15 protein-coding genes are annotated in these 19,851 nt (G+C 69.5%); 10 read left to right on the top strand and 5 right to left on the bottom strand.

Annotation, left to right across the window (positions count from 1 at the left end):
• The first annotated feature begins 113 nt into the window (after positions 1-113).
• On the top strand, positions 114-815 hold the full coding sequence (locus AW271_RS09670; RefSeq protein ID WP_062335071.1) for a tyrosine-protein phosphatase: 702 nt from the start codon (positions 114-116) through the stop codon (positions 813-815).
• Here the strand turns inward: AW271_RS09670 and AW271_RS09665 are convergent.
• Together AW271_RS09665 and AW271_RS09660 are read right to left on the bottom strand one after the other, a co-directional pair.
• A complete protein-coding gene (locus AW271_RS09665; RefSeq protein WP_062335069.1) occupies positions 802-1,572 on the bottom strand; it encodes a DUF817 domain-containing protein in 771 nt (256 codons plus the stop codon). The two genes, AW271_RS09670 and AW271_RS09665, sit on opposite strands and share 14 nt — an antisense overlap.
• A 51-nt stretch (positions 1,573-1,623) precedes the next feature.
• Positions 1,624-2,547 (bottom strand): oxidoreductase, encoded by a 924-nt coding sequence (locus tag AW271_RS09660; RefSeq protein WP_062335067.1) that lies wholly within the window; start codon positions 2,545-2,547, stop codon positions 1,624-1,626.
• A gap of 80 nt (positions 2,548-2,627) precedes the next feature.
• Between AW271_RS09660 and AW271_RS09655 the strand changes: the two genes are divergently transcribed.
• The gene (locus AW271_RS09655) at positions 2,628-3,143 is read left to right on the top strand and encodes an SbtR family transcriptional regulator (RefSeq protein ID WP_062335065.1); all 516 of its coding nucleotides are present in this window, start codon (positions 2,628-2,630) and stop codon (positions 3,141-3,143) included.
• A gap of 202 nt (positions 3,144-3,345) precedes the next feature.
• Entirely contained in the window at positions 3,346-6,036 is a 2,691-nt protein-coding gene (locus tag AW271_RS09650) for an RICIN domain-containing protein (RefSeq protein ID WP_062335063.1), read from the top strand.
• Positions 6,037-6,142: 106 nt separating this feature from the next.
• Here AW271_RS09650 and AW271_RS09645 read toward each other — a convergent pair whose 3' ends face one another.
• Positions 6,143-9,454 (bottom strand): 3-keto-alpha-glucoside-1,2-lyase-like domain-containing protein, encoded by a 3,312-nt coding sequence (locus AW271_RS09645; RefSeq protein ID WP_218008003.1) that lies wholly within the window; start codon positions 9,452-9,454, stop codon positions 6,143-6,145.
• A 167-nt stretch (positions 9,455-9,621) separates the two neighbouring features.
• A complete protein-coding gene (locus tag AW271_RS09640) occupies positions 9,622-10,725 on the bottom strand; it encodes an epoxide hydrolase family protein (RefSeq protein WP_218008002.1) in 1,104 nt (367 codons plus the stop codon).
• A gap of 63 nt (positions 10,726-10,788) precedes the next feature.
• Between AW271_RS09640 and AW271_RS09635 the strand changes: the two genes are divergently transcribed.
• A complete protein-coding gene (locus tag AW271_RS09635; RefSeq protein WP_062335057.1) occupies positions 10,789-11,748 on the top strand; it encodes a helix-turn-helix transcriptional regulator in 960 nt (319 codons plus the stop codon).
• Between the two features lie 37 nt (positions 11,749-11,785).
• Positions 11,786-12,391: a DUF6000 family protein gene (locus tag AW271_RS09630; RefSeq protein ID WP_062335055.1), complete on the top strand. Its 606-nt coding sequence runs from the start codon at positions 11,786-11,788 to the stop codon at positions 12,389-12,391.
• A 127-nt stretch (positions 12,392-12,518) separates the two neighbouring features.
• On the opposite strand, the gene AW271_RS09625 is transcribed toward AW271_RS09630, so the two are convergent.
• Positions 12,519-12,887, bottom strand: coding sequence for an excalibur calcium-binding domain-containing protein (locus tag AW271_RS09625; RefSeq protein ID WP_062335054.1), 369 nt, complete (start codon positions 12,885-12,887; stop codon positions 12,519-12,521).
• Positions 12,888-13,241: 354 nt separating this feature from the next.
• On the opposite strand from AW271_RS09625, the gene lanL reads away from it, so the two are divergent.
• From lanL to AW271_RS09605, 5 genes are all read left to right on the top strand, one after another.
• Positions 13,242-15,944, top strand: a complete 2,703-nt coding sequence (gene lanL / locus AW271_RS09620; protein ID WP_062335052.1) for a class IV lanthionine synthetase LanL — start codon at positions 13,242-13,244, stop codon at positions 15,942-15,944.
• Positions 15,944-16,066, top strand: coding sequence for an ALQxL family class IV lanthipeptide (locus tag AW271_RS41425; RefSeq protein ID WP_218008001.1), 123 nt, complete (start codon positions 15,944-15,946; stop codon positions 16,064-16,066). The genes lanL and AW271_RS41425 overlap by 1 nt, the downstream gene beginning before the upstream one ends.
• 72 nt (positions 16,067-16,138) lie before the next feature.
• Positions 16,139-17,863, top strand: a complete 1,725-nt coding sequence (locus AW271_RS09615) for an alpha/beta hydrolase family protein (RefSeq protein ID WP_062335051.1) — start codon at positions 16,139-16,141, stop codon at positions 17,861-17,863.
• The gene (locus AW271_RS09610) at positions 17,833-18,852 is read left to right on the top strand and encodes a radical SAM protein (RefSeq protein WP_063817923.1); all 1,020 of its coding nucleotides are present in this window, start codon (positions 17,833-17,835) and stop codon (positions 18,850-18,852) included. Before AW271_RS09615 ends, AW271_RS09610 begins: the two co-directional genes overlap by 31 nt.
• Positions 18,853-19,073: 221 nt before the next feature.
• The gene (locus AW271_RS09605) at positions 19,074-19,631 is read left to right on the top strand and encodes a neutral zinc metallopeptidase (RefSeq protein WP_157553996.1); all 558 of its coding nucleotides are present in this window, start codon (positions 19,074-19,076) and stop codon (positions 19,629-19,631) included.
• Positions 19,632-19,851 lie beyond the last annotated feature (220 nt).

Here is a 19,851-nt window from a genome sequence, read left to right as displayed (position 1 = left end):
TAAATTGACATTTCACGCTGGCGACCTGCGACAACGACGTTGACTGGACGTGTCGGGTAGGTCAATGCCGAGAGTCAGATAAATGTCGGTTTATGGTCGTGAAAGGATGTGCTATGTCTCATCTGTCCTGGGATGGCTGTCACAACACCCGAGACCTGGGAGGTCTCCCACTCCACGACGGCGGCCAAACACCGTTCGGCGCGCTGGTCCGCTCGGACAATCCCGAACGCCTGACGGCGGCCGGCTGGACGGCCGCCCTCGCCCACGGGGTGCGGACCGTCGTCGACCTGCGGGAGGCGCACCGCCCCGACCTCCGGCCCGCCCACCTGACGACGGTCCGGATCGACCTCGACGACATGGCCGACGAGGCGGTCTGGAACCACATCTTCGACAACGAGCTCGACGGCACGCCGCTCTACTACCGCTACTTCCTGGAGTCCAAGCCGGCGCAGTGCGTGGCCGCGGCGACGGCGGTGGCCCGCGCGCCGGAGGGCGGCGTGCTCGTCCACTGCGAACTGGGCCGCGACCGGACCGGGTTGATCGTCATGCTGCTGCTGTCGCTGGCGGGGGTGACCCCGCAGGCCATCGCCGACGACTACGGACTGAGCACGTCGCGACTGGTGCCGTTATACGCGGCCTGGGGCATCACCGACCAGACGGCGGAGATCGAGCAGATTTTGCGCACCAAGAAGACGACGCTCCACGCCGCCGTGCACGACGCCCTCGACGGCTTCGACGCGGAGGCGTATCTCCTGGCCGGAGGCATGGACCCGGCCGACGTCAAGGCGCTGAAGACGCGCCTCACCCGGCCGTGACCCGCCGCTCCCGGGCCGCCCGCCACGAGGCCACGATCACGAAGCTGACGGTGACCAGCAGCGCCCACGCCCCGATCTTCCCGGTGTGGACGAGCCGCCAGCCGTCCCGCTGGTGGGGGTACTGCCACGCGCCGAAGTAGGTGGCGACGTTCTCCGCCACCCAGAGGAAGAACCCGGTCAGCAGCAGCGCCGGGGCCAGCGGCAGCCGGTAGCGGCGCTCGCCCACGGTGAACCGCACCGCCGTCCCCCAGGTGACGACCACCAGCAGGACCGCCAGCGGGATCCGCAGGTCGGCCCACCAGTGGTGGCTGACGAAGTTGACGTAGACCGCCACCGCGAGCAGCGTCACCGGAACCGTCCGGTAGGCGACCAGGCTGAGCGACAGGATCCGCCAGGCCGCGCACACGTAACTCCCGACGGCGGCGTAGAGGAACCCGCTGTAGAGGGGCACCCCGAAGAACTTCGTGTAGGCGTCCTCGGGATAACTCCACGACCCGAGCCGCACCTTGACCAGCTCGAACGCCAGCCCGACCAGGTGAAAGCAGCCGATCACGGCCACCTCTTCGCTGGTCTCCCACCGCATCGCCCGGAAGACGACGGTGAGCGCGACGGCGTACAGGAACAGCGCGTCATAACGCGGCACGGGCAGCGGCAGCACCGAGGAGAGGGCCAGCCCCGCGAACAACCCCACCGCGAACCCGCACGCCTTCGCCTCGGCCCACGCGAACCGGAGCACCTGCGCGACGAAGAACCTCACCCCGCCATTGCAGCCGTCACCCGAGGCGAGGTGGCGATGATGATGGGGAGATCATGTGCGAAATCGGCGCACTTCGACGTCGTACGTGACCCCGGTCAGCCGTTCCGACTCCGACCACAACCGGCGTTGCGCCTCGGTGTCGTACGACGCCGCGCTCGACTCGACGCGTTCGGGGTGGCCGGTGAACTGCAGGCGTCCCGGTGGGCCGTAGAACTCCCCTCCGCGCGCGGCGGGGTCGACGGCCGCGCGCAGGGCCGCCAGGGCGCCGACCTGCGGGTCGTGCATCAGCCACCACGTGAGGGGACGCAGGGCCGGGCGCATCATCAGCCGGACGAACGGTGACATGTCGCGGCCGAACTCGGTGCGGGCGTTGCCCGGATGGGCCGCGAGCGAGACGGTCTCGGCGCGGGCCTCGGTCAGCCGGCGGTGCAGCTCGTAGGCGAACAGCAGGTTGGCGAGCTTCGACTGGAAGTAGGCCTTCTGGTAGTCGTACCGGCGCTCGAAGTGCAGGTCGTCGAGGTTCAGGGTGCCGCGGCAGTGGCCGATGCTGCTGACCGTCACCACGCGCGAGCCCGGGACGGGCAGCAGGCACTCCAGGACCAGGCCGGTGAAGGCGAAGGTGCCCAGGTGGTTGGTGGCGAAGGTCAGTTCGTGGCCTTCCTCGGTCACCGCGTGGCGGGGGCGGATGCCGCCCGCGTTGTTGACGAGCAGGTCGACGCGCTCGCCGCGCAGCTCCCCGGCCGCCGATCGGATCGAGGCCGGGGAGGCCAGGTCGAGGTGGAGCGTGCGCACCCTCGGCGAGCCGAGCCGGGCGGCCGCCCGGCGGGCCTTCTCCGGGTCGCGGCAGGCCAGGATCACGGTCGCGCCCTTCTCCGCGAGGAGCCGGGCCGTCTCGTAACCGAGCCCGGTGTTGGCCCCCGTCACCACGGCCGTGCGGCCGGTCTGGTCGGGGATGTTCGAGGCGGTCCAAGGCATGGTGTCCCCCTAGAATCGGGATGGTCGTCCCGGTTTCGAATATACGGGACGGTCATCCCGTTTATCAACGAGGGAGTGCCATGCGCGCGGACGCCCAGCGCAACAGGGCCAGGGTGCTGGAGGTCGCGGCGGAGGTCTTCGCCTCGGAGGGCCTGTCCGTGCCCGTGCACGAGATCGCCCGCCGCGCCGGGGTCGGCACCGGCACCGTCAGCCGCCATTTCCCCACCAAGGAGGACCTGTTCGCGGCCGTCCTCCTCGACCGTATGCGGGAGCTCTGCGACCGCGCCGACGCGCTGACCTTCTTCGCCTTCTTCGCCACGCTGGTCCGCGAGGCGGCCGCCAACCGGGGGCTGGCCGAGGCGCTGAGCGGGGCCGGGTTCGACGTGGAGGCCGCCGCCGCCCAGGCCGGCCACGACGTGAGCGCCCGCCTGCGCGCCCTGCTCGCCTCGGCCCAGGAGTCGGGGGAGGTCCGGCCCGACGTCACCTACGCCGACGTCAAGGCCCTGATGGCGGGGTGCCTGGCGGCCGACCTGGCCGATCCCGCCGCGCTCGACCGGCTCGTCGCCGTGGTGACGGCGGGGCTGCGCCGTTCCTGAAAGTTTCATCGCGACGCCGGGCCGGGCCGCACACCGCCCGTGAACACGGCGGCCCCCGGATTGCCCACTGTTGCCAGACACCCCTGTTGGTGCAACATTACCTCAGACGTCAGTCGGCATACGTCATACGTTTGGTCTTCGTCGGCGTGGCACGGGGCGGACGACCTCGCGACAGATGATGAACCAGCGAAAGGAAAAGAGCGTGAAGTCAGTCTTATCCACCACCGGGAAGGTGTTGGCAGCGCTCGCGGTGTTCGTCGCCGCCGTCGTGCTCCCGAGCCTGGCGGGCGGGGTCGCCTCGGCGGCGACCCAGGCCACCTACTACGTCGCCCCCGACGGCAACGACGCCAACCCCGGAACGCTCGCAGCACCGTTCAAGACCGTGCAGAAGGCCAGGGACGTCGTCCGCACCGTGAACGGCAACATGACCGGCGACATCTACGTCTACCTGCGCGGCGGGACGTACTCGATCGGCAGCACGATCGACTTCACGACGGCCGACTCCGGCACGAACGGCTTCCGGGTCGTCTACTCCGCCTACCCGAACGAGACGCCGGTCCTGACCGGCGGCGTCCAGGTCACGGGGTGGACGCAGCACAGCGGCAACATCTGGAAGGCGCCGCTGAACCGCAACAACAAGCTCCGCGCGCTGTACGTCAACGACAAGCGCGCGTTCATGGCCACGAAGACCGTCAACTCCGGCGGGTGCACCGGCACCTACAACGTCACGGCCGGCCAGGCGTCGTGGGCGTGGGAGTCGGGTTCGCAGTGCGCGGGGTCCCGGTACAGCCTGAACGACTTCCCGGCCGTCGCGAGCAACCAGGACGACATCGAGATCGAGACCGGCACGACCTGGACCACCGCCATCGTCGGCGTCCGCACGGTCACCTCCGACGGCTCCAACCGCATCGCGACGTTCCAGCAGCCGGGCGCGGCCATCGCCCAGGGCGCCTTCAACGGCAACGCCCAGGTCGGCGGCACCCACAAGCTCATGAACGCCTACGAGTTCCTCGACACGGCCGGTGAGTTCTTCTTCGACAAGACGACGAAGACGCTCTACTACTACAAGGCCGGTTCGGAGAACATGTCGACCGCGACGGTCTTCGCGCCCAACAACGTGACGACCCTCATCAAGGTCGCCGGCAGCTCCACGAGCGCCCGCGCCCGCAACATCACCTTCACCGGCCTGACGGTCCAGCACTCCGACTGGAACCTGTTCAACGTGGCCGGCTCGGTGCTCAAGCAGGCCCAGCAGGGCAACCTCGGCGCGCTCGCCTACGCGAAGCAGAACTTCCACGCCTACACCTACCGCAACGTGGACACCGCGCCCGGCATCATCCAGATCGACAACGCCGACGGCCTGCTGCTGCAGGGCAACCGCATCCAGCACACCGGCGTCGACGGCATCAACATGGTCAACGACGTGGTGAACTCGCAGCTGATCGGGAACTACACGAACGACATCGCCGGCTCGGCGATCACCGTGGGCCACCCGCAGCACGTCTACATCGGCGACTACACCTCGTCCAACCGCGAGAAATACACCACCGCGGTCGAGGGCGCGCCGAAGAACATCGAGATCAAGAACAACTACCTCTACGACAGCGCGGTGCTGTTCTGGGGTCACAGCCCCATCTCGGCCTACTTCGCCGACACGCTGTCGATCCAGCGCAACCGCATCGAGAAGGCCCCGTGGTCGGGCGTCACGCTCGGCTGGGGCTGGTGGAACTTCGACGGGTCGTCCGGCTCGATCCGGCCCAACGTGCCGACCACCGTGGCGAAGAACAACACCATCAGCCACAACCACTTCGTCGACACGGTCCAGCGCCTCAGCGACACCGCGCCCGTCTACACGCTGGGCAACCAGCCCGGCACCACGATCACCAACAACTACATGCAGGGCGTGCCCTCAGGCCACAAGTACGGGCTCCACCCCGACGAGGGCTCGGGCAACATGGTGTTCCGCGACAACGTCCTCAGCGTCGACAAGAACATCACGTGGCTCGTCAACTCCGACGACTGGGGCCGCAAGCACGACCTGAGCATCACGCAGACCTACGGGCCGATCAACAAGGTCTCCAACAAGGTCCTGCCGAACAGCACGGTGCACGACATCATCGTGTCGTCCGACTACGTCTGGCCGACCCCGGCCTACGGCATCGCGGTGAACTCCGGCCTCGAGGACGCCTACCGGAGCGTCATCCCGCAGAGCAACCTGTCGCTGCCCGACTACGTGCTGCCCGCCAGCACGTACACCAGCAGCGGCCAGACCTCGATCCCGATCCGCAGCACCGGCGACTCGTCGAAGTCGGTCTGGCTGGCTCCCAACGGCACGACGTCCTTCACCGCCGGCGCCACGATGACCAGGGCGGGCGGCACCGCGACGTCCATCGCCGTCCCGACCACCAACGGCGAGTACCGTCTCTTCGTCGTGGACGCCCAGGGCAACCGCTCGGCGGCGTCGGTGTCCCTCGTCAGGCAGGGCGGCGGCGGGAACAGCGGCGGCGGCCAGCAGATCGTCGGCGGCCAGTCGAACCGCTGCGTCGACATCGCCGGCGGCTCGACCGCCAACAACGCCCAGGCCCAGCTGTACGACTGCGGCAGCGGCACCAACCAGCGGTTCACGCACACCTCGGGCAAGCAGCTGCAGGTCTACGGCAACAAGTGCCTCGACGCCTCCGGTCAGGGCACGGCCAACGGCACCCAGGTGATCATCTGGGACTGCAACGGCCAGACGAACCAGCAGTGGAACGTCAACGCGAACGGGACGATCACCGGCGTGCAGTCGGGCCTGTGCCTGGACGCCTCCGGCGGCGGCACGGCCAACGGCACCCGGATCATCCTGTGGTCCTGCAACGGCGGACCCAACCAGCAGTGGAGCCTGCGCAGCTGACGCGGCGCCTCCACTGAGGCCGCGGACGGCCACTCCCGGGCCGTCCGCGGTCCTCCGCGAGACAAGGGGTTCCGGATCGGCGCCGGAACCCCTTCTCGGGTGTGTGTTACGAGACGGGCTCGATCCACACGTTGCGGAAACGGGGGTTCTCGCCGGCGTCGCCGTGGTCCTGCAGGCGGATGCCCGCCGACGCCACGCTCTCGGCGATGTTGTCGCCCGTGCCGCCGTCGATCGACACGTCGTTGTGCACGACCTGGCCGTTCCAGACGACCGTCACGCGGGCGTTGTCGACCTTCACCCCCGTGCTGGTGTAGCGGGGCGCGCGGTAGGTGATGTCGTAGGTCTGCCACGTGCCGGGGGCGGTGGCCCTGTTGCTGTCGGCCGCGCGCTTGTTGTAGATCGCGCCCGCCCCGTTGATCAGGGGCGCCGGGTCACCCGACGACTCCAGGACCTGCACCTCGTAGCGTTCCTGCAGGAAGATGCCGCTGTTGCCGCGCTGCTGCCCGGTCACGTTCGCCGGGTAGTCGGGCGTCAGCCACTCGACGTGCAGCGTGAAGTCGCCGAACGTCTGCCGGGTGCGGATGTCGCCGCCGAGCGACTCGACGGAGCCGTTCGCGATCGGCCACGTCGCCGCGCCGCCGGCCCGCTTCTCCCACGCCGCCAGGCTGGTGCCGTCGAACAGCGTGATGCGCTGCGCGAGCGAGACCGAGACGTGGTCGAGGTTGACGTTGCCGCCGTCGCCGGCGTCGAACCGGTAGGTGATCTCGTTGGTGCCCCGGTTCAGGTTGAGCCGCTCGGTCTGGACGGCCCACCTGTCCCAGCCGCCGCTGGAGGCCAGGCGCGTCTGCCGGACCTTGACGCCGTTGACGTACACGCTCAACGACCGGACCGTGTCGGCCGCGTAGCGGAGGCTGACGTTGTGCGGGCCGGTGGTGTCCGACCACACCGAGAACGAGGTGCTCGCGCCCTGGTTCCAGTAGCCGTCGACGAAGCCCTTGTAGGTGTAGCCCGGGTGGTTCGTGTTCGCCTTCGCGCCGCCCGCCAGGGTGGCGTTCTCGGCCTCGAAGACGCGCTGCGCGGCCACGGTGAGCGAGTCGAGGTTGACGTGGCCGGTGTCACCGGCGTCGACCTTGTACGTGATGAGGTTGACGCCCTCGTTCAGCTGCAGCGGCTCGACCCGGGTGGCCCACTGCTCCCACGTCACCGTGCTGGGCAGCGGCACCTGCCGGATCTTCGTGCCGTTGACGTACACGCTGACCGACTTGTTGCCGGGGGCCGGGTTCGGGCCGTTGGAGTAGCGCAGGCCGACGTGGTAGGTGCCGGGCCGGGGCACGGTGACGGCGAACTGCGTGGCCGCGCCCTGGGTCCCGTAGCCGGCGACGAAGCCGCTGCCCGTGTAGCTCAGGTGGTCGGTGGCCAGGTTCGCGCCGCCGCTGTGCGAGGCGCTCTCGGCCTCGTAGACGGTGTCGGTCTGCGGGCCGTCGACCAGCGTGTTCAGGGTGTACCAGGCCTCGGTGCTCCAGAGCGGCTGTCCCGACGCCGAGGCGAACGGGCGCGGCGAGCGCAGGTGCACGACGCGGTCGGCCTTGAGACCCGCGATCTTCAGCGTGACCTTCTTGCCGTCGTCGGAGAGGTCCGCGGAGGTGACGGTCAGCGGCTCCTCGTCGACCTTGGGGCCGCCGTAGGTGGAGGACGCGGCGTAGCGCCACTGGGTGATCTGGTACTTGGCCGCCAGCGACGTGGCGGTCGCCTCGGAGAGGGGCTGGGTGTACTCCAGCTCGAAGCCGCCCGCGATGGCGCGCATGCGCAGGATGTCGAACGCCTTGTCGTCGACCGGGGTCAGCTTCTGCAGGCCGTAGGTGAGCTTGCCCTCCTGGCCCCAGTTGCCGCCCGCGCCGAGGCCGCCGGCGTAGATCGCGCCGTCGGGGCCGAGGCTGATCCGGTTGACGCCCGCTTCGAGGCCCTGGGTGAGCCGGAAGACCGCGCCCTGGTACTCGCCGTCGACCTTCTCCAGGTAGCCGCGCTGGATGCCGCCGTAGGTGACGTCACCGAAGAGCAGCTGTCCCGCGAACCGGCCCTGCTTCAGCAGCAGCGGCGTGCTGGGGGAGTTGGCGATCTCGTTGTGCGGCAGCCAGAGCACCGGCTTGGTGACGACGTTGTTGTCGAACCGGCCGTCGGGGTTGGTGTAGTGGTTGAAGAACCGGCCCGGCTTGACGTGCACCAGCTTCGAGGCCGGCAACCAGCCGCCCTGGTTGTCCATGACGAACAGGTCCTCGCCCGGACCGAAGGCGAGCCCGTTCGGGGTGCGCAGACCACCAGCGACGTACTCGATCGCGCCGGTGTCCTTGTTGACCTTGATGGTGGTGCCCCGGTCGGCCGCCGGCTGCGGGTCGGTGGTCGCGCCGCCGTAGTTGATGGCGACCGACAGGTTCAGGTAGAAGTACCCGTCGCGGTAGAGCAGCCCGAACGCGAACTCGTGGAAGTTGCCGCCGAACGGCCAGGTCGCGACGGTCCGGAGGTTGTCGGCGACCTCGTCGCCGTTGGTGTCGTTGAGCTCCACCAGCCGGGACTTCTCCGACACGTAGATCTTGCCGTCGACGTACTTGAGGCCCATGGGCTCCTGCAGCCCGCTGGCGATCTTCTTGGTGGTCACCTGGGCGGCCGAGGTCGCGCCGGTGACGTTGCCGAGCAGGTAGACCTCGCCGAGCCGGTTGTTCGAGCCGCCCCAGGTGGCGATGGCCAGCCGGCCGTCGGGCAGCCAGTCCATGGCCGAGACCTGCGGCTCGAAGCCGGCGGGCCGCAGGTCGGTGAGCGCGAAGTCGGGGTGGACGGAGGTCAGCGGCAGCCCGTCGCCGGGGGAGTCGGCGCCGCTCTCGCACTCCTTGCGCCCGGGGCCGGTGACCCGCACGACGTCGGCGTCGGTGCTCAGCACCGAGTTCGGCACGAGGGTGAACTGCGAGGCGCCCGGGGGCTTCCACTCCAGCTTGAGCTGCTGGCCGTAGAGGTGCTCGAAGTGGTCGACGCGCAGCGCGTGGTAGCCGGTGGTCAGGTTGATCGTGCCGTCCACGGCGATCGCGCCGTGCCGCCCGTCGTTGGTGATCACGACCGTGTCGTCGATGCGCAGCCGGGAGCCGTCGTCGCTGGTCAGCCGGAAGTCGTAGGACCCGGCGGTGGCGATGTTGATATTGCCGACGACCTCGGTGACGAACATGTCGACGAGGCCGAAGTCGGCGTCCGACGTCCAGTCGATCGTGGGCATCAGCTTGTCGACGTTGGGCGTCTGACCGGGCTTGAGCGTGCAGAGCTTGTTCAGCTCGACCTGGACGTCGTACGTGCGCAGGGTCACGCCCGGCTGCTGCGGCGGCACCGCCGCCTGGGCCTGGGCGGGCACGACGAGACAGGAGAGCGCTGTGAGCACTGAGACGGATAAGAGGGGTATTTTCCGCATGGCCAGTCCCATCTCGATGAGGGAGCCGCGGTCAGGGCGGCGCAGGGGGGTGACGGCCGTAACACAGCCGTATTAATGCTGCTCTGCGCCGTAATATAGAGCTAGATCGTCAACTTGCCCAGGGTCTTTTGCGCGAATCAGCGAAAGTTGTGATCTTCCCGAAAGAAGTCCCGAAGGTCCTGGACGAGCACCTCCGGCGCCAGGTGCGCCGCGTAGTGCCCGGCGGGCTCGTCGTGGGAGCGCCACGCCCGGATGTTCGTGTGGTCGCGCTCGGCGAAGGTGCGCATCGACACGAAGTCGCCCTTGAACATCGCCACCCCGATCGGCGCCGTGGTCGGCCCGGCCGGCGCCTCGGCCCTGGCGTCCTCGTAGTAGAAGCGGGTGGCCGACGTGGCGGTGCCGGTCAGCCAGTAGAGCATGACGTTGGTCAGCACGAAGTCGGGGTCGAGATCCTCCCCCAGGAGCTGGGCGTGCCAGCCGAGCAGCCCGGCCGGGGAGTCGGTGATGGCGTAGGAGAGCGTCTGCGGCTGCTGCGAATGCAGGGTGCTGAACGCCATCTTGTTGTCACGGAACCACGAGAGGACCTTCAGCGCTTCCTGGTCCTCCGGCGTGATCTTCGCGAACTCCGCGGGGTCGCCCGACGGGAAGGAGTAGATCTGCGTGACGTGCACGCCCACGACGTGCTCGGGGTCGACCCGGCCCTGCTCCGGCGCGACGAGCGACCCGGCGTCGTTCCCGGCGGTGCCGTAACGGTCGTATCCCAGCCGCCGCATCAGCTCGGCCCACGCCCGCGCGGTCCGGAACCGGTTCCACCCCCGCTCCCGCGTCGGACCGGAGAACCCGAACCCCGGCAGCGACGGGATCACCAGGTGGAACGCCTGCTCCCCGGCCGGCGGCTCGGTGAGCAGCCCGATGACGTCCAAGTACTCGACGACTGACCCCGGCCAGCCGTGGGTGAGCAGCAGCGGCAGCGCGTCCTCCCGCGACGAGCGGACGTGTAAGAAGTGGATGTTCTGCCCGTCGATCTCGGTCGTGAACTGCGGGTGGGCGTTCAGCCGCGCCTCCCATGCCCGCCAGTCGTAGCCGTGCCGCCAGTACTCGGCCAGCCGCTTCACGTAGGTCACCGGCACTCCGTAGTCCCCGTCGGTGCCCGGGATCTGGTCGGGCCAGCGCGTGGCGTCGAGCCGGTCGTGCAGATCGTCGAGAACGGCCTGGGGGATGTCGATCCGGAAGGGGTTCATGACCATCACGCTACGGGGACTTCCGGTCAACCTCTGTCCGGAAGGAGTGGCAATGTGACGTCCATGCTGGAAACCTCGGCCCGCCTCCTGCGCCTGCTGTCACTCCTGCAGGCCCGCCGCGACTGGCCCGGCCGCGACCTCGCCGACCGCCTGGGCGTCAGCGACCGCACGGTCCGCCGCGACGTCGAACGCCTCCGCGAGCTGGGCTACCCCGTCCACGCGAGCCGGGGCACCGACGGCGGCTACCGCCTCGGCGCCGGCACGGCCATGCCTCCCCTGCTCCTCGACGACGAGGAGGCCGTCGCCGTCGCGATCGGCCTGCGGCACGGCGTACCGGGCATCGAGGAGACCTCCGCCCGCGCGCTGACCAAACTGGAACAGGTGTTGCCGTCCCGCCTGCGGCACCGGGTCGACGCGTTACGGGCGTCGACGGAGCCGGTCCCCGCCGACCGTCCGGGGCCCGCCGTCGACGCGGCGGTGTTGTCGACCCTCGCGACGGCGTGCCGGAACCGGGAGAGACTGCGGTTCGACTACCGGTCCCATGACGGGTCGAGCACCCTGCGCGTGGTGGAGCCCCACCGGATCGTGTCGTGGGGGCGGCGGTGGTACCTGGTGGCCTGGGACGTGGACCGCGACGACTGGCGGACCTTCCGCGTCGACCGCCTCGCGCCGCGCACGCCGACCGGTCCGCGCTTTCCGCCGCGCGACCCGCCTGAGGGGGGTGCGGCCGCTTACGTGGCACGGGGCGTTTCGTCGGCGGCCTGGCGCTGGCGGGCCCGGGTCGTCGTGCACGCCGCCGCCGACGTGGTGACGGAGCGCGTCAACCCGGCCGTGGGGGTGGTGGAGGCGGTCGACGAGAGGACGTGTGTGCTGGACACGGGCGCGGAGAACATCTCCAGCCTGGCAGTGCATCTCGGGCTGCTCGACCTGGAGTTCGAGGTGTCGGGCCCGCCGGAGCTGGTCGAGCACCTGCGTTTGGTGGCGGAGCGGTTCACCCGGGCGACCGCGACGAATCAGGCATGATGGCCGCGTGCGCATGCCGTCTCCACCGGATGACGAGATGATCGATCTGGCGCGGCGCTTCGTCGTTCCGGGATGGTGCGAGTACCGGCGCTACCTGAAGTTGCCGGGAGCCTTCCTGCGCTTTCCCGACCACGAGGCGATCAGGTTCGGGCGCGCACTCGCCAAGGACGCCCGCCGCATCACCGACCATGAACTCGGCGTCCTGCTCGACGGCGAGTGGCGGGCCCGGCTCACCGCCGCCTGGCTCATCGCGCTGGAGCGCCGGGTGCTCTTCCGAGACCGGCTGGCGGTGCTGCTGCTCGAAAGCGAACTCGTGTACGCGGGCGCCGGATATTGCGTGGCACTGGCCCGGTTGGGCGAGGCCGAAGACGCGGGCATCCTGTGCGCCTATCTCGATCGTTACCTTCCCCAGACGGAGAAGCGGTACAACCAGCCGCACGCCCTCGGCGCTCTCCTGTACCTGGACGGGAAACTCGGCACGAACCACGCCAACCGGTTTCCGACACCTGACGGGTTGTGGGAGACCTTCACGAGAGGCGAGATGAGCGCCGACATGGAGAAGAGGGTCACGTTCGCGGCGAGCGCGATGAACGGCACGCTGCCTCAATGGGCCGCACAGCGCGACCGGCAGTGGATCAGGTGAGTTCGCCATGCGCGGCAGCGAATGAGGACCGCCGCGTGCCGGTGACCACCACGAGCCGTTCATTCGCCAGAGGAGTAGGCGCTCGCCTCGTGAACCATCGGCGGCCGTGACTGCGGCGCGGCACCGCTCAGCGTTCGCAGACGATGCCGTCGCCGTCGCGGTCCTGGTACCACGCGTATTCCGGGTCGGTGCCCTTGTGGTAAGGGCCGTATCCGGCCGCGTTTGCCTTGGCGCACGTGTCGAACCTCGGGTCGTCGCCACCCGATCCGCCTGAAGGCGTCGGCGAGGGCGTCGGGCTGGAGGTCGGCTTGCTCCCGCCGCCTCCGCCAGAGGGCGTGGGCGACGGCTTGGGGGAGGGCTTGGGAGCAGGGGTGCCGCCGTCGCATGCGCCCGACCAGATGCGCAGCCGTTCGGTCCGCCCCTTGTACATGACGTCGACCGTGTCACCGTCGACGATCTTCTTGATCTTCACCGTGACGGCGGCCTTCGGAACCACGCGAAAGCCGGCTGAATGGTCAGCCAGGGTGACGGCCAAACGGCCGACACGGCTTTTTCGCCGACGCGCACAAAAAATGCACTGATCACGAAGGTCTCCGATTCGCGCCTGCTCATACGAGACGTGGGCGACTGCATGGTCGGCTCAGGGCGAAATCACTCGCTATCAAAGGGTGAAAAGTGCGCATTGTGCACAACGACGCGGACCTTGCCATGAACGCCCGATTACAACTAGTGCTCCAGCAGCTCATCACGCCGCCACGCCTTTCTTTCCGGCCTGCGCAGCCTGATCACCAGCAGCCTCGGAGGGAGCCGTCATGCGCGTCCACGCTCAGCACAGGACGGAAGAACGAGCATGACCAAGATTGAAGACACGATTCTGGAGGATTGTGTCCGTGCCATCATCGGCCGCCACGAAGCCGTCGAATGGCGGGTGGAGCCGGGTGACTTCTGGTGCACCGTGCGCCCCGGCCGGGAACCGAGACGGCAGGCCGTCCAGGGATGGAAGCTGCACCTGTCGGCGACGGTCCTGTCCGCGCCCCACGTTCTGGCGCGGGCCGCCGACGTGCTGGTCCGGCACGGTTGCGCGTTCAAGTTCGCGCACACCCTCGACGCCGTGCGGCAGTTGACGTCGGCGCGCTTCGACCGAGGCGGCGGCGGCAAGTTCATCACGGCCTACCCGCACGGTGATGAGGAGCGGCTGCGCCTGCTGGCCGATGAGCTGCACGAGGCGACGGCGGGGTTGCCGGGTCCCGGCATCCTGTCCGACCGCCGTTACCGCGAGGGCAGCCTGGTGCACTACCGGTTCGGCGTGTTCCACGGGCTGCCGATGCTCGGCAACGACGGGTCGTATGAGGCGATGCTGGTCAACCCCGAGGGGGAGCCGGTTCTCGACGAGCGCAAGGCGTGGTTCACCCCGCCGGCCTGGGCGCCGCGCGATCCCTTCCGGTCCGCGCCGGCCGGCCCGGCCGCCGCGCCCACGGCGGTCCTGCTCGGTGGACGGTACGCGGTCACCGCCGCCGTCAGGCACGCCTTCAGGGGCGGCGTCTACCGGGCCACGGATCAGGTGACCGGCGAGCGGGTGATCGTCAAGCAGGCCAGGGCCCACGTCAACGGCGACCTGACCGGGAGGGACGCCCGCGACGCGCTCCGGCGTGAGGCGGCCGTGCTGGAGACGCTGGGCACGTCGGCGGTGACGCCCCGCCTGGTCGGCCTGTTCGAGCAACAAGGCGACCTGTTCCTGGTGCAGGAGGCGGTCGCCGGTGTCACCCTCCGCGAATGGGTGCGGACCCGCCTGGAATTCGCCGACGACGTCGCCTGGGGACCTCCGGCCGACCAGGCGGTGAGGCTGGCCGGGCGGCTGATCGACCTGCTGGAGGCGGTGCACGGGCGCGGGCTGGTCTTCCAGGATTTCACTCCCGACAACGTGATGGTCAGGCCCGAAGGCGACCTGCGCCTGATCGACGTGGAGGTCGCCGCCCGCCCCGGCGAGACGACGGTGCGGGCGTTCACCCCCGCCTACGGCGCTCCCGAGCAGGTGCCGGTGTCGGGTCTGGGCCCCGCGCCCGACCAGAGGGTCGATCTCTATGGCCTGGGCGCGACGCTGTTCTACCTGGCCGGCGGGGTCGACCCGCTGCTCGCGCCCGAGCGGCCGCAGGTGCGGACGGCGCACGAGCGCCTGCGTGACTGGCTGGCGCACATGTCGATCGGCAATCCGGTCGTGCGCCGCCTGGCGGCCGTCATTCTCGCGCTCATGGACGAGGACCCGGGGCGGCGTCCCGGGCCGGCGGCCGCACGCGGCCTCGTACAGGAAACTCAGGCTTTTCAAGCCTCGCCGGAGCCCGAGCAGATCATCGACGGGCTGATCGCCGACGGGATCGATCACCTGATCGCGACCATGGAGCCGGAGAACGAGGCACGGTTGTGGCCGGCCTCGCCGAGGGAGCGGGCGACCGATCCGCTCAACGTGCAGCACGGCGCCGGCGGGGTGCTGGGCGTGCTCACCCGTGCTCATGAGGTTCGGCCGAGCGCGGCGCTGGAGGAGGCCGTCGCCGTCGCGGCGAACTGGATCCGCCGTGCCGTGCCATGGGAGCCCCGCCTGCTGCCCGGCCTGCAGTTCGGCCGGTCGGGCACGGCGTGGGCGCTGCTGGACGCGGGCCGGCTGCTCGACGACCGGCGACTGGTCGACGTCGCGACCGACCTCGCGCTGCGTGTGCCCCTCGCCTGGCCCAATCCCGACGTCTGCCACGGCACCGCGGGGGCCGGTCTCGCCCAGTTGCGATTCTGGGAGAGGACCGGAAACGACGAGTTCCTCGCCCGGACGCGGACGGCGGCCGACGCGCTCCTGACGGCGGCCCAACGTCGAGACGGCCAGATCCTGTGGCCGATCCCGCGGGATTTCACCTCTTCCCTGGCGGGCGTCGTCCACTACGGCTTCGCCCATGGGACGGCGGGCATCGCGGCCTTCCTGCTCGCCGCAGGGCGGGCACTCGACGACAGCCTGTACGTCGACCTCGCGGCCGAGGCGGCTGACACGCTCGTGTCGGCCGCGCGGATAGAGGACGACGCCGCCTACTGGGGCGTCGGCCCCGGCGACGAAACCCCGCACACCCGCTGGTGCAGCGGATCGAGCGGCGTGGCGGCCTTCCTGCTCCAGATGTGGCGACAGACCGGCGACAAAGACATTCACCCGCTGCTCGACCAGGCCGCCACGGCGATTCGCCGATCTCAATGGTCGACGATGCTCGGCCAATGTTGCGGCCTGGCCGGCGGTGGTGAGTTCCTGCTCGACCTGGCCGAGGCCACCGGGAATCCGCGTTATCGCGAATGGGCGCACGAGCTCGTCCGAGTAGCTCATCTGCGGCGTTTTCACGTGAACGGCCGCCAGGTGCTCCCCGATGTGTCCGGCACCGACAGCTACGCCTACTTCGGCAACGGCCTTTCCGGGGTTCTGTGCTTTCTCATTCGGCTGCGGCACGGCGGTCCGCGGCCATGGTTCCCCGTTGCCCGCTTTCGCGGCGCGGTTCCGAATCTCAGCAGGGAGGGAGGTGATTTCTGATGGAGATCGACATCATGGCGTTGGACACGCTGCCGGCTGAAGACCCCACGGGTGTGGGCCTTTACCCGTGCTTCGCGACGTGTCTGATCATCACCTGTGAATACCAGGGTTCGACGATCTAGCCGGAATTCTTATCGTGCCGGTCTCTCGCTCGGGAGAGACCGGCACCTCCTGAATCCATCGAAGGGGGCGACATGGTTCATCGAGTCAGCCTGCGATTCTCCGCGCGGGGGGACCACGCCGCCTGCCTGACCATCGACGGCGACGGCCGGATCGCCGTTGAGGCGTGGTCGTTCGAGCGGGGGCACGCGGACGTCCGGCGGGTCGCCACGACCGGGTTACCGGCGCAGGTGACTCCGGCGGAGGACGGAGAGATCGTCCTGCTGCGGCCCGGATCCGGCGCCCATGAGGTCACCGTCATCACCCCGTCCGACGGCGGCCACGTCGCGCATCGGGTGGCCACGGTGCGAGCCGAGAGGTTGCGCGCCTTTCCAAGCCCCGATCCGGACGTGGCGGCCATGCTGGTGGCGTACACGAACGGCAACACGGTCATCCAGCGGCTCACCGGCGAGGGCCTCGAACCGGTCCTGGGCCTGCCGGGGATGATCACGAAGGAGTGCCGCCTCACGCCTGACGGCCGCCGGCTCGCGGCCGATCAGATCGTCGACGGCGAACGCCGGGCCGTCGTCCTGGATCTGACGAGCGGAGCCGTGACCCCGTTCGCCCACGACGGGGGCGCGGTCCTGCTGTCGTCCCCCGCGACGGGGGACGTGCTGGTCACGGACGGCGTGCGGCTGGGCTGGCTCACCCCCGGCGACCCGCATGTTCACCTGCCGCGCGAACTGAACGACATCAGGGGCGCCGTGTCGCCGCTGGCCGTCGACCCGTCGGGGGACCGGCTCGCGCTGAAGGTCACCGACGGAGCACGTTCCCGCCTGCTGATCCACGAGCGGCGTGCCGACCAGGTGCGCGAGCAGCCGATTCCACCAGGGGTGATCGGGTTCGCGAGCGCCTGGACCAAGGACACGCTGCGCTTCGGCTACTCCGCCCCCGCGCATCCCTCCGGCGTGCTCGCCGTCGACCCGTCCGGGGTCGCGGAGTGGGCGGACGGACACGACACGCCCTGGTGCGACGCCCGGCTCGAACGCTTCGACGGGCCCGCCGGGACGATGGAGGCCGTCGTCTACGGTCCCGACTGGCGGCGAGCCGAACACGTGCTCATCGCGCTGCACGGCGGCCCCGAAGCCGCCTGGGACCTCGGCTTCGACCCCACCCTCCAGCGTTTCGCCCAGGCCGGAATCAGCGTGATCGCGCCCAACCAGCGCGGCAGCACCGGCTACGGGCCCGCGCATCGAGCCGCCATCGTGGACCAGTGGGGCGGCCCCGATCTGGCCGACATCCGCCACCTCGCCGCCGCCGTCGGCAGGGCGCCCCTGCTGTTCGGCGCGTCGTACGGCGCGTTCCTGGCCCTGCTGGCCGCCGCCGCCGACCCGCCGACGTGGTCGAGGTGCGTGGTGGTCGGCCCCTTCCTGTCGGGCTCCCGCCTGTACGCCGACGGCTCGCCCGCAGTGCGGTCGCTGCTCGACCGGCTGGGCGGCCGTACCGACCTCGACGACGACCTCGGCCCACGAGACCTGCTCCGCCTGGGCCCCCGGATCCAGGCGCCCACCATGGTCATCCACGGCGAGCGGGACCACGTCATCCCGGTGGAGCACTCGCGCGCCCTGGCACAGCGGCTGACGGCGAACCGCCGGTTCGTCTACCGCGAGATAGCCGGCGGAGCGCACTACCCGCTGACCAGCCGGGGCGGCCGGGCCCTGCTCGACGAGGTCGTGGACTTCCTGCTCACCCCCGGCGATCAACCGACTGCAGCTCAAGGAGAAACGAAATGGAAAGTCACGAAGGCCCCGACGAGGTGATCTGGGACATCACCTACGCTTGCCCGCTGCGGTGCGTCCACTGCTATTCGGAGTCGGGCCGGCGGCCCGCACGACGATTGAGCGAGGACGGCATGCTGCGCGTCGCCGAGGCCATCGCCGCCATGCGGCCGCACGGGGTCTCGATCGCCGGAGGCGAACCGCTGCTGATCCCGAACCTGATCCAGGTCATCGAACGCATGGCCGCCGCCGGCCTGAAGGTCGCCGTCTACACCAGCGGCTGGCTGATGGACCACGACACCGCCCGGAAACTGGCCGACGTCTGCGACAAGATCGTGGTCAGCGTCGACGGCGCGACCCCCGAGGTGCACGACCGCATCCGCGGCAGGCAGGGCTCGTTCTCCCGCGCGATGCGCGCGCTGACGATTCTGGACGAGGTCGGCGCGGAGCGACCCCTCAACTTCGGCATCGACTGCATCCTGTTGCAGAGCAACTTCCAGCAGATGGAGCTGTTCTGCGAGACCATCGCGCCCCGGTTCGGCCATCTCCGATTCGTCGCCTTCGGAGCGGCCGTACCGGGAGGCCTGGCAAGCCGTGCACGATTCGACGAACACGAACTGCTCACCGAGGAACAGATCAAGCAGTTGAACGACCCGGGCCACGCCCAGCGGCTACGAGCCCTCGCACCCGCCTCGGTGACGGTGGGCACGACCGACAACCGCATCCTGCAGATGCACCCCGAATTGGTGGCCCGCGGCATCGTCTTCAACGTCCTGCAAATCGAACCGGACGGAGAGGTGCGGGCGATGCCCATCTACGAGGGAACGGTGGGAAACGTTCTCAGCGATCCCCCCGACGTGTTGTGGAAACGCGCGAAGGCCCGATGGAGCGACCCCTTCGTCACGAACGCCCTGAGCGGGGTGAAGACCATGAAGCAGTGGGCCGAGGCGGCACGCCTCATCGACCAGCGTTTCGGCACCACCGCCGTCCGCGAACGAATCAGCCGCCGCCCCGAATTCCCCGTGTTGTAGTGAAACCATCGATGCGCATCTGACATCGTTCGCGCATCTATGAAAAACGCCACATTCGCCTCTGCGCGAGGTCGTTTCCAATGGAGTCCCATTCCCCCACGGACACCGGGACCTCCATGCGCATCCGATCGGCGGCCCTTGCCGCACTCCTGACATCGTCCCTGCTCATAGCCGCCCCGGCGAACGCGGCGCCGCGCGTTCCCGACGACATCAACGCCGACATGACCACCGCGATCAACGTGACGAACGCTTACTGGGCCCGCAACTGGTCCAGCTTCTTCACCGGCGCCTATCAGCCCCCCAAGGTCTTCGGCTCCTTCCGGCGGGGCGTACGGCAGCCGCCGGCCTGCGGCGGTAGCCGCACCGGCTTCGGCAACGCCTTCTACTGCGTGCCCGGCGACTTCATCGCCTGGGACTTCGACCTCATGGCCAGCGGCTACCGTTCCGGTGACGCCTGGGTCTACCTCGTCATCGCCCACGAGTGGGGCCACGCCGTCCAGGCCAGGATCCAGCGCTCCCTGGTACCCCGCGCCCAGGAACTCCAGGCCGACTGCTTCGCCGGCGCCGTACTGTTCGGCGCCGCGGCCCAGAAGACGCTCCTCTTCGAGGACGGCGACGTGGCCGAACTCCGCGCCGCCCTGCGCCGCATGGGCGACCGCACCCCGTGGACCGACGTCGGCGACCACGGCTCCGCCGAGCAACGCATCGCCTTCTTCAACCGGGGGGCGGAAGGAGGCGTGCGCGCCTGCCTGCCGACGACGCCGCGGCCGCCGAGGTAGACGATCGGGCGTGACGCGAATCGTGGTGCTGCTGCGCGCGGAACCTCGGACCCGCGCGCAGTGTGCACCGAAGGCGGGGTACGGCGCTATTCGGATCTACCTGCACAACGGCAATCGAGCGAAGCGAGGGAGTTCGAGGGCGAAATGGACGGCCATTCCCGCAGATTACGCAAAACGTGGTTCGTTTCCACGGGCCGGCTTCGCGCGGGGTTTCCTGCAC

The sequence above is a fragment of the Herbidospora sakaeratensis genome (genome assembly GCF_001570525.1).
Classification (GTDB): Bacteria; Actinomycetota; Actinomycetes; order Streptosporangiales; family Streptosporangiaceae; genus Herbidospora; species Herbidospora sakaeratensis.
This window is presented reverse-complemented; position numbering and strand designations above follow the sequence as displayed.